The sequence below is a fragment of the Mycolicibacterium setense genome (assembly GCF_000805385.1).
In the GTDB taxonomy this organism is placed as follows: domain Bacteria; phylum Actinomycetota; class Actinomycetes; order Mycobacteriales; family Mycobacteriaceae; genus Mycobacterium; species Mycobacterium setense.
Genome location: NZ_JTJW01000005.1, coordinates 613,193 through 624,298, shown reverse-complemented (window position 1 = coordinate 624,298; position 11,106 = coordinate 613,193). Strand labels below are relative to the sequence as shown.

Here is an 11,106-nt window from a genome sequence, read left to right as displayed (position 1 = left end):
CATACTAACGGAATCTTTACGGCTGCCGCCCATCGAAACCGGAACCGTTACGGAACGTAGTCTCGTCCACTGTAAAATGTCTGCAAGATGATGGTGCTGCGCGTCCGGACATTGGCGGCGGTCCTGATGCGCTGGAGCAGATCCTCCAAAGCCCGGGCCGAGGAGACCCGGACCAGCAGGACGTAGCTCTCCTCACCCGCGACGGAGTGGCACGATTCGATTTCGGGGATGTGCTGCAACCGCGCGGGTGCATCATCGGGTTGAGACGGATCGAGAGGAGTGATGGCGACGAACGCCGAGAGCATGTTGCCCAGCGCCTCGGGATTGAGCCGCGCGGAGTATCCCGTCACCACACCCCGCGACTCCAACCGGCGCACCCGAGCCTGCACCGCCGACACCGACAAACCGGCCGCCGCCGCCAGCTGCGCCAGCGTGGCCCTGCCATCGGCGACGAGCTCCCGCACCAGAATCCGGTCGGTGTCGTCCAGCACATGTTCGTCGGCTTCACCCATGGCCCGCACTGTAACTCCTCGGCGACCCCAGAAAGGCACATGATGACCACCACCGAACGGACCGATCTCCCCACGGCCGAGGAGCTGCGCCGGCGCGTACGGCAGTCGCTTGAAGCTGTCGGCGCCGCACCGGAACTCGGCGAGCCGGCCGCCCAGGACAAGGGCCTGCACGCCAGCACCCCGATCAGCGGCGACATGCTGTTCAGCCTCCCCGAAGACAGCCTCGAGCAGGTGGATGCCGCCATCGCAGCTGCCGCACAAGCCTTCTCGACCTGGCGTACCACTCCGGCGCCCGTCCGCGGAGCCCTGGTGGCCCGCCTCGGCGAGTTACTCGTCGAGCACAAAGCCGATCTGGCGGCCCTGGTGACCGTGGAGGCGGGCAAGATCACCTCAGAGGCACTGGGCGAGGTGCAGGAGATGATCGACATCTGCCAGTTCGCCGTCGGGCTGTCGCGCCAGTTGTACGGCCGCACCATCGCCTCCGAGCGCCCCGGACACCGCCTGATGGAGACCTGGCATCCGCTGGGCGTCGTCGGCGTGATCACCGCGTTCAACTTCCCGGTCGCGGTGTGGGCATGGAACACCGCGGTGGCGCTGGTCTGTGGCGACACCGTGGTGTGGAAGCCGTCGGAGCTGACGCCGCTCACCGCGATCGCCTGTCAGGCACTGATCGAACGCGCCGCATCAGAAGTCGGGGCGCCCGCCGCGGTGAGCCGGCTCGTCCTGGGTGGACGCGAGCTGGGTGAGCGGCTGGTCGACGACCCACGGGTGGCGCTGCTCAGCGCCACCGGGTCGGTGCAGATGGGCCAGGAGGTGGGCCCGCGGGTCGCAGCCCGGTTCGGCAAGGCGCTTCTGGAACTGGGCGGCAACAACGCGGCGATCGTCACGCCCTCGGCCGATCTCGACCTGGCGGTGCGCGCGATCGTGTTCTCCGCGGCAGGCACCGCGGGCCAACGGTGCACGACGCTGCGCCGGCTGATCGTGCACTCGTCGGTGGCCGACGATCTGGTGTCGCGGATCGCCTCGGCCTATCGGAGCCTCCCGATCGGCGATCCGAGCCTGGACGGCACCCTGATCGGGCCGCTGATCCACACCCGGGCCTACCGGGACATGGTCGGTGCGCTGGAACAGGCCCGCGCCGATGGCGGCGAGGTGTTCGGCGGTGAGCGCCACGACGTCGGTGATGAGGGGGCGTTCTACGTCGCGCCTGCGGTGGTTCGGATGCCGGCGCAGACCGACGTCGTGCACACCGAGACCTTCGCCCCGATTCTCTACGTGATGACCTACGACGACATCGACGACGCGATCGCCCTGAACAATGCGGTACCACAAGGGCTTTCGTCGGCAATCTTCACCACCGACGTGCGCGAGGCAGAGCGGTTCATGGCAGCCGACGGATCCGACTGCGGCATCGCCAACGTCAACATCGGGACCTCGGGAGCCGAGATCGGCGGCGCGTTCGGCGGTGAGAAGCACACCGGCGGCGGCCGCGAGTCCGGGTCGGATGCGTGGAAGGCGTACATGCGCCGGGCCACCAACACCATCAACTACTCCTCAGAGCTGCCGCTGGCCCAGGGGGTCCATTTCGGGTAGGCAGTGCGAATGGACATTGAGAACTCGGTCGCGGTCATCACCGGCGCCGGATCAGGCATCGGCCGGGCACTGGCCGAAGCGTTGGCCGCGGAGGGTGCCCGGGTGGTGGCCGCCGATCTCGACCAGGAGTCGGCCGAACAGACCGCCGCGCAGATCCGCTCCGGTGGCGGGCAGGCGCTGGGAGTACGGGCCGACGCCGGTGTCACAGCCAACATCGAGGAGCTGACTGCCACCGAGTTCGGCCCGGTCGACATCTATGTGGCCAACGCCGGAATCATCGGTGCCCCCGGGCTGGGCACCGACGAGGACTGGGATGCCATCCTGGACGTCAATCTGCGCTCCCACGTGCGCGCGGCACAAGTGCTTGTCCCGCAGTGGTTGTCGCGCGGCGGCGGATACTTCGTGTCGGTCGCCTCGGCGGCCGGTCTGCTGTCCCAGATCGGGGCGGCCGGTTATGCCGTCACCAAGCACGCGGCTGTCGGGTTCGCAGAATGGCTGGCGATCACCTACGGAGACGACGGCATCGGGGTCAGCTGCGTGTGCCCGTTGGGCGTGGCCACCCCGCTGCTCGACGCGGTACGTGCTTCAGCGGATCCGGATTCCGCGGCCGGTGCGGCGTCGATCGTGCAGTCGGGCGACGTGATCAGCGCCGAGGATGTCGCGACGGCCACCGTGGCAGCCGTGCGGTCGGACCGGTTCCTCGTGCTTCCCCACCCCCAGGTGCTGGACATGTACCGCCACAAGGGCTCCGATTACGACCGCTGGATCGCCGGGATGCGGCGCTACCAGCGGTCACTGCGCACCGGCGGATGACCGTCCGGAGGGCAACCTCTGGGGCGGGACGTAGAGGCCCAGTGGGATGCGATGCCACCAGACGTGTTCGCGACGTAGCTCGCTCCAGGTGCTGAACTCGTAGCGGTACAGCCGGGCCCGCACGTACCGCGGTGGCTCATCGGGAAACGGGTTGCTGCGCAGCAATTTCAGCGTGGTTCGGTCATTCTCCAGAAGCCGGGTCAGCAGCGTACGCAACCAGCCGTGGGCATACGCCGGGGAGATGGCGGCGAACCACATCAGCCAGTCGAGCCGCAGATGATAGGGCGCGTACTGCCTCGGCCACCGATGGACATCGCCGGGCTTGCCCTTGAACTCGTACTCCTTCCACACCGTGTCGTCGGTCAGGTCCCGGTCCGAGGTGCCCTCCAGCACCACCTCGTCGCGGGTGCGGCCGACCGAGCCGAAGGCACCGTAGGAATTCACCAGGTGATACCGGTTGTAGGAGGCATTCATCCGCTGCCGTTTGGAGAGGAGGTTGCGTGCCGGCAAATAGCTCAGCGCCGCGACCGCCACGGCGAACACGATCACCACCACGGCGAACCATGTTGGGGTCTGGCCGAATTGGTGTTCGGGGAGCGGGAACACCACGCCCGCGGTTGAATCCGAGAGTGCGCTGAACGCCAAGACAATCGTGATCCAGTTGAGCCAGGCGAAGTTGCCCGATACGACCAGCCACAGTTGCGTGATGATCACGACCAGCGCCGCGCCACTGGCCACCGGCTGCGGAGCGAACAAGGCGAACGGCACGACGAGTTGCGCGAAGTGGTTGCCGGCCACCTCGATTCGGTGCAGGGGCTTGGGCAGGTGGTGGAAGAACCAGCTCAGCGGGCCCGGCATGGGCTGTGTCTCGTGGTGGTAGTAGAGGCAGGTCAGGTTGCGCCAGCACGGGTCGCCGCGCAGCTTGATCAGGCCCGCACCGAACTCGACGCGAAAGACGAGCCAGCGGGCCAGCAGCAGGACCAGAAGTGGTGGCCCGACTTCGTCATTACCGAGGAACATCACCAGGAACCCGGCTTCGAGCAGCAGCGATTCCCATCCGAACGAGTACCACGTCTGCCCCACGTTGACGATCGACAGGTACAGCATCCACAGCACCAGCCAGATCAACATCGCCGCCCACAACGGCACCAGATCTCCGAGGCCGGCCACCATCCCGGCAGACAGCACCGCGCCCAGAATGCAGACGCCGGCGAAGAAGCGGTCCGAGTAGTGGAGTTGGAACACGCTCGGGGCGTTCCGGAACGAGCTGGCGGCCAGGAATCGGGGTATCGGTAGCAGCCCTCGCTCACCGAGGAGCCCGCGGAACTGCCGGGCCGCCACGATGAACGCGATCAGGTAGATCGCGGCGGTCCCCCGCTGCAACACCTGTCGGGCCAGCCAATATTCGTCTGCGATGAACCATTCCATGCGCGGACCTGCCGACGTTGCGGATCTGTCTGTCCACGAAGACCGTACCCCGGATAGGGGCATTTCATGCCCGGTACGGCGGCCGGCGTCGCCCTACCGGCGGTGCAGGCCCAGCCGGAACCCGGCGGGCATCATGGTCAGGCGCTCCTGCACCTGCAGCGTGTAGCCCGGGTCCGCGGTCAGGTCGTAGCGCCGGATCAGCACCGCCAACATCAGCACCGCCTCGTGCAGCGCGAACTGCCTTCCGATGCATGATCTTTCACCGGTACCGAACGGCTTGTACAAACCGCCGGGACGGGCTCGCACCTTTTCCGGGGCGAATCGCTCCGGGTCGAAGGCGTCCGGGTCTGGACCCCAGCGCGGGTCGCGGTGCAATGTCGTCGTCAGGGCAAGCGCCCAGTCGCCCTTGCGCATCGGGTGGATCCCGGCGAGCACGGTGTCTTCACGAGCGGCGCGGTAGTAGGCCGGCACCGTCGGCTGCAGTCGCAGCGACTCGTCGAGAACCCGCCGCACATAGCGCAGTTTGGCGATCTTCTCGAAATCTGGCCGCGCCTCGTCGCCCCACACCTCGTCGACCTCGGCGCGGGCCCGGGCGAATACCTCCGGATGCCGCGACAGGAAGTACAGCGCGAACGATATTGCGCCGGAGGTGGTCTCATGTCCGGCGATCAAGAAGTTGATCAGCTGATAGCGGATGTTGGCGGCGTCGAGGTCGGACTCCAGCATGATCTGCAGCAGATCGTCATGACCACCCGATGGCTGCGCCCGCCGGCTCGCGACGATGTCGTCGGCCAGCCCGTGCAAGTAGTCCGCGTCGCGGTGCAACCGGCGCTCGTAGCGTCGGTAGACGAAGCCGGGCAGGAAGGTTTCACGCAACACCCCGAGGCGGTCGGCGCCGAGCAGCGCGGACACCATGTGTGCGATGAACGGATGCTCGGAATCTCTCTCGAAGGTTCCGAACGAGTACCCGGCTGTGCACCGGCCGATGATTTCCAGGGTGACCCTGGTGGTGTCGGCCGAGACATCGACGGTGTCGTCCCGGGCGGCCCGCTGATCCCAATGCTCGGTCAGCTCGTCGGCGACGTCGAACATCACCGCGTGGTAGCGACGCATCGCGGCCTGACTGAATGCGGGCATCAGCAGCTGATGGGCCGTGAGCCAGTTCGGCTCCTCGTTGTACGCCGTGAACAGCCCGTCGCCGGCGACGATCCGCAGGGCCTCGATATCGGGTCCCACATGCTTGCAGAACCGGGATTCGTCGTTGAGATCATTGACCGCGTCGGCGCCGGCGGCCACCACGTAGCGAGCACCCAGGAACCGGAACTCACAGATCGGCCCCAGCTCGGCCATCCCCATCGCGTTCTGCATCGATGAGTCGGGCTTCAGCCCGAACACATCGCCGAGCAACGGCACCCGCCGCGGTGGATGGGGCAGTTTTGGATACTTGGCGTTGTCGGGGTGTGAAGTCCGTGCGCCCGCGACGGTCATGACACCAGGATTCCGTTCTTGTTATACATGTGTCAAGTAAGGCCGGTCACGTTAAGCTGCAGGCGTGAGTGCCGAATCGAGACGGCGGCTCTCCCCTGCCGACAGACGCAACGAGCTGCTGGCGCTGGGAGCCGAGGTGTTCGGCCAACGACCGTACGACGAGGTCCGTATCGACGAGATCGCCGAACGCGCCGGAGTCTCACGGGCCCTGATGTATCACTACTTCCCCGACAAGCGCGCGTTCTTCGCCGCCGTGGTGCAGGCCGAGGGCGAGCGCTTGTTCGAGGCCACCAGCACCCCTGCGGAGCCTGGCCAGAGCCTGTTCGGCCAGCTCCGCGCAGGTGTGCTGGCCTACCTGCGCTACGACGAGGAACATCCGCACGGTGCGTGGGCGGCTTACATGGGACTGGGCCGCACCGACCCGGTGCTGCGCGGCGTCGACGACATCGACAACGACCGCCAGGCCGACCGGATCATGAGCCGTATCGGCGCGGCCGTATCCGAGCCGCTGGACGCCAAGGTCGAACGCGATCTGCGGGCCACCGTCTACGGCTGGCTGGCACTGACCTTCGAAATGTGCCGGCAACGGCTCAAGGACCCCTCGATCGATGCCGGTTTCGTCGCCGACAGCTGTGCGCATGCCCTGCTCGACGCCGTCGGCCGGGTGCCGGGGCTGCCTGCCGAGCTGGCCTGCGCGGCAGCTCCCGAACACCGCTGAAGCCCACTTGTCGGTGCTGCGCGGCAGTATGGCTAGATGACCACCACGCCGGCCGATCCGCTGGCCCGGTTCAGTGCGCTGACCCGGGAGTGGTTCACGGCTGCCTTCCCGGCGCCGACGGCCGCGCAGGCCCAGGCCTGGTCCGCCATCGCCGGGGGTGACAACACCCTGGTCATCGCGCCGACCGGCTCGGGCAAGACGCTCGCCGCGTTCCTGTGGGCCATCGATGAGCTGGCCCAGCTGCCGTCGGCCCCACGTCCAGGCACCCGGGTGCTGTACGTGTCACCGCTCAAGGCCCTGGCCGTCGACGTCGAGCGCAACCTTCGCACCCCGCTGACCGGTATCACCCGGGTCGCCGAGCGCCACGGCGTCCCGGCGCCGTCGATCAGCGTCGGCGTCCGCTCCGGGGACACCACACCCAGCCAACGGCGCGCGATGCTGAGCAAGCCGCCCGACATCCTGATCACCACGCCCGAATCGCTGTTCCTGATGCTGACCTCGGCGGCCCGCGAGACGCTGGCCTCGGTACAGACCGTGATCGTCGACGAGGTTCACGCCGTCGCCGCCACCAAACGTGGCGCACACCTGGCACTTTCACTCGAACGGCTCGACCAGCTCCTCGACAAGCCGGCCCAGCGGATCGGCCTGTCGGCCACCGTGCGCCCGCCCGAGGAAGTGGCGCGGTTCCTCTCCGGGCAGGCTCCCACCACGATTGTCGCCCCACCGTCGGGCAAGACCTTCGACCTGTCGGTACAGGTGCCCGTGCCGGACATGGCCAACCTCGACAACAACAGCATCTGGCCCGATGTCGAGGAACGCATCGTGGATCTGATCGAGGCACACCAGTCCTCGATCGTGTTCGCCAACTCCCGCCGGCTGGCCGAGCGGCTGACCTCGCGGCTCAACGAGATCCACGCCGAGCGGGTCGGCCTCGAGCTGTCGCTCGACCACAATCCGCAGGTCGGCGGTGGGGCCCCGGCCCAGCTCATGGCCAGCGGTCAGGCCAACGGCGCGCCGACCCTGCTGGCCCGGGCCCACCACGGCTCGGTCAGCAAGGAGCAGCGGGCCCAGGTCGAGGACGATCTGAAATCCGGCCGCCTACGCGCCGTCGTCGCCACCTCGAGCCTGGAGCTTGGCATCGACATGGGGGCGGTCGATCTCGTGATCCAGGTGGAATCGCCGCCGTCGGTGGCCAGTGGGCTGCAGCGCATCGGACGCGCCGGCCACCAGGTCGGGGAGATCTCCCAGGGCGTCCTGTTCCCCAAGCACCGCACCGACCTGATCGGTTGCGCGGTCGCGGTGCAGCGCATGCGCTCCGGCGACATCGAGAACATGCACGTCCCGGCCAATCCGCTCGACGTGCTGGCCCAGCACACCGTGGCCGCGGCTGCCCTGGAACCGGTCGATGCCGACGCCTGGTTCGACGCGGTGCGGCGCAGCGCACCCTTCGCCACGTTGCCGCGCAGTGCCTTCGAGGCAACCCTGGACCTGCTGTCCGGGAAGTATCCGTCCACCGAGTTCGCCGAACTGCGGCCGCGGCTCGTATATGACCGCGACACCGGAACGCTGACCGGGCGGCCGGGAGCGCAACGCCTGGCCGTCACCTCCGGCGGCGCGATCCCCGACCGCGGGCTGTTCACTGTTTATCTGGCCACCGATTCCGAAAAGCCGTCGCGGGTGGGTGAACTCGACGAAGAGATGGTGTACGAGTCGCGCCCGGGTGATGTCATTTCATTGGGCGCAACCAGTTGGCGGATCACCGAGATCACCCACGACCGGGTGCTGGTCATCCCGGCGCCCGGTCAACCCGCCCGCTTGCCGTTCTGGCGCGGCGACAGCGTGGGCCGGCCCGCCGAGCTGGGTGCAGCGGTCGGGGCGTTCACCGGCGAGCTCGCCGCACTCGGCCGCGCCGAGTTCGACGAGCGCTGCCAGACAATGGGTTTCGCCGGCTTCGCCACCGACAACCTGCACCAGCTGTTGCATGATCAGCGCGACGCCACCGGCGTCGTTCCCAGCGACAGCACGTTCGTGGTGGAACGCTTCCGCGACGAGCTCGGAGATTGGCGGGTGATCCTGCATTCCCCGTACGGGCTCAGGGTCCATGGACCCTTGGCGCTGGCGGTGGGCCGACGGCTGCGGGAACGGTACGGCATCGACGAGAAGCCGACCGCTTCCGACGACGGCATCATCGTGCGGCTACCCGACAGCGGCGAAAACCCGCCGGGTGCAGATCTGTTCGTGTTCGACGCCGACGAGATCGAACCCATCGTCACCGCGGAAGTGGGCGGTTCGGCGTTGTTCGCGTCCCGCTTCCGCGAATGCGCCGCACGTGCGCTGCTGCTGCCGCGCCGACACCCGGGCAAGCGTTCGCCGTTGTGGCATCAACGGCAGCGCGCCGCACAATTGCTCGACATCGCCCGCAAGTATCCGGACTTCCCGATCGTCCTGGAAACCGTCCGGGAATGTCTGCAGGACGTCTACGACGTGCCGGCCCTGACCGAGCTGATGCGGCGCGTCGCACAGCGCCGGCTGCGGCTGGTCGAGGTGGAAACCGCCGTCCCGTCGCCGTTCGCCGCCTCGCTGCTGTTCGGCTATGTGGGCGCGTTCATGTACGAAGGCGACAGTCCGCTGGCCGAGAGGCGCGCCGCGGCGCTCGCGCTGGACACCGTGCTGCTGTCCGAACTGCTGGGCCGCGTCGAGCTGCGCGAGCTGCTGGACCCGGCGGTGATCGCCTCGACATCGGCACAGCTACAACACCTGACCGAGGAGCGTGCAGCGCGGGACGCCGAGGCGGTGACCGACCTGCTGAGGATGCTCGGTCCGCTCACCGAGCCCGAGATCGCCGCACGCGCCACCACCGATGCCGTCGGAGGCTGGCTCGATGGGCTGCAGGCCGCCAAACGCGCACTGCCGGTGACCTATGCGGGCCAGACCTGGTGGGCGGCAGTCGAAGACATCGGCCTGCTGCGCGACGGGGTGGGCGCGCCGGTGCCCGTCGGCGTGCCCGCGGCATTCACCGAATCAGTCGACGACCCCCTCGGCGACCTGATCGGCCGCTACGCCCGCACTCACGGGCCCTTCACCACCGCGGAAGTGGCTTCCCGGTTCGGGTTGGGATTGCGGGTGACCGCAGATATGCTGGGCCGCATGGCTGTTGACGGCCGAATGGTGCGCGGTGAGTTCGTGGACGATCTGCCCGGCGATCAGTGGTGCGACACCGAGGTGTTGCGCATCCTGCGCCGTCGCTCCCTGGCCGCGTTGCGTGCCCAGGTCGAGCCGGTGAGCACCGCGGCCTACGGTCGCTTCCTGCCTTCCTGGCACCACGTGGGGTCCACTCACAGCACGGGCACCGACGGGTTGGCCTCGGTGATAGAGCAACTGGCGGGCGTCCTCATTCCAGCCTCGGCGCTGGAATCGCTGGTCTTCGGCCAGCGGGTGCGCGACTACCAGCCGGCCATGCTCGACGAATTGCTGGCCTCCGGCGAGGTCATGTGGTCGGGTGCCGGGCAGATCGGCGGCAGTGACGGCTGGGTGTCATTTCACCTCGCAGAGACCGCGCCACTGACCCTGCCCGCTCCCGCCGAGATCGAGTTCACCGACACCCACCGGGCGATCATGGAGACGCTGGGACACGGTGGGGCATACTTCTTCCGCCAACTCACCGATCAAGCCGGCGAATCCGAGCTGAAAAACGCTCTGTGGGAACTAATCTGGGCCGGCTGGGTCACCGGGGACACATTCGCCCCCGTGCGGGCGATGCTGTCCGGCCCGCGGCGGTCCGGTACCCCGGCGCATCGACAACGTCAGCGCCCGCCCCGGCTCAGCCGCTACAGCGTGGCACGCCCCCACAGCCGAGCGGCTGATCCGATGGTGTCCGGGCGGTGGTCGGCATTGCCCGGCGTAGAACCGGATTCGACCGTTCGTGCGCACTTCCAAGCCGAGCTGCTGCTCAACCGGCACGGCGTGCTCACCAAAGGGGCCGCGGCGGCCGAAGGGGTGCCGGGCGGCTTCGCCACCTTGTACAAGGTGCTGAGTGCGTTCGAAGATGCGGGCCGGTGCCAGCGCGGCTACTTCGTCGAATCGCTGGGCGGTGCACAGTTCGCGGCAGCCTCGACAGTCGACCGGTTGCGGTCCTACCTCGACGGGGTCGATCCTCAACGTCCCGAGTACCACGCCGTGATGCTCGCCGCGACCGATCCGGCCAACCCTTACGGTGCCGCACTCGCGTGGCCCGCGTCGGCCGAGGATTCTCATCGGCCCGGACGCAAGGCAGGCGCCCTCGTGGCACTGGTCGACGGGCAACTGGTGTGGTTCCTGGAACGCGGTGGACGCACCCTGCTCAGCTTCACCTCCGATCCGGACACGCAGCGAGCAGCCGCCGGCGCCCTGGCCGACCTGGTGTCCGCTGGGCGGATGCCGTCGCTACTGGTGGAGCGGATCAACGGGGTCGCAGTGCTCGATCCCGGGTTCGACGCGGACCGCGCCGCTGTGCAGGACGCATTGACCGGAGCCGGATTCTCCCGCACGCCACGCGGTTTGCGGTTGCGATGAGCT

Annotated in this window: 7 protein-coding genes; 4 read left to right on the top strand and 3 right to left on the bottom strand. The window is 68.0% G+C overall.

Going from position 1 to position 11,106, the window contains the following annotated elements; genetic code table 11:
* Positions 1-47: 47 nt before the first annotated feature.
* Complete coding sequence (locus tag QQ25_RS09255; protein WP_039378371.1) at positions 48-512, bottom strand: Lrp/AsnC family transcriptional regulator; 465 nt, start codon at positions 510-512, stop codon at positions 48-50.
* A 42-nt stretch (positions 513-554) separates the two neighbouring features.
* Here QQ25_RS09255 and amaB point away from each other — a divergent pair, with 42 nt between their 5' ends.
* Together amaB and QQ25_RS09245 are read left to right on the top strand one after the other, a co-directional pair.
* Positions 555-2,105: an L-piperidine-6-carboxylate dehydrogenase gene (amaB, locus tag QQ25_RS09250; RefSeq protein WP_039378665.1), complete on the top strand. Its 1,551-nt coding sequence runs from the start codon at positions 555-557 to the stop codon at positions 2,103-2,105.
* Positions 2,106-2,114: 9 nt separating this feature from the next.
* Entirely contained in the window at positions 2,115-2,918 is an 804-nt protein-coding gene (locus QQ25_RS09245) for an SDR family oxidoreductase (RefSeq protein ID WP_039378370.1), read from the top strand.
* Here the strand turns inward: QQ25_RS09245 and QQ25_RS09240 are convergent.
* Complete coding sequence (locus QQ25_RS09240) at positions 2,898-4,346, bottom strand: lipase maturation factor family protein (RefSeq protein ID WP_039378367.1); 1,449 nt, start codon at positions 4,344-4,346, stop codon at positions 2,898-2,900. The genes QQ25_RS09245 and QQ25_RS09240 overlap by 21 nt on opposite strands.
* A 93-nt stretch (positions 4,347-4,439) precedes the next feature.
* Positions 4,440-5,834 (bottom strand): cytochrome P450, encoded by a 1,395-nt coding sequence (locus tag QQ25_RS09235; protein ID WP_039378363.1) that lies wholly within the window; start codon positions 5,832-5,834, stop codon positions 4,440-4,442.
* Between the two features lie 64 nt (positions 5,835-5,898).
* Between QQ25_RS09235 and QQ25_RS09230 the strand changes: the two genes are divergently transcribed.
* Positions 5,899-6,552, top strand: coding sequence for a TetR/AcrR family transcriptional regulator (locus tag QQ25_RS09230; protein WP_039317401.1), 654 nt, complete (start codon positions 5,899-5,901; stop codon positions 6,550-6,552).
* A 36-nt stretch (positions 6,553-6,588) separates the two neighbouring features.
* Entirely contained in the window at positions 6,589-11,103 is a 4,515-nt protein-coding gene (locus QQ25_RS09225; protein ID WP_039378362.1) for an ATP-dependent helicase, read from the top strand.
* The last annotated feature ends 3 nt before the right edge of the window (positions 11,104-11,106 follow it).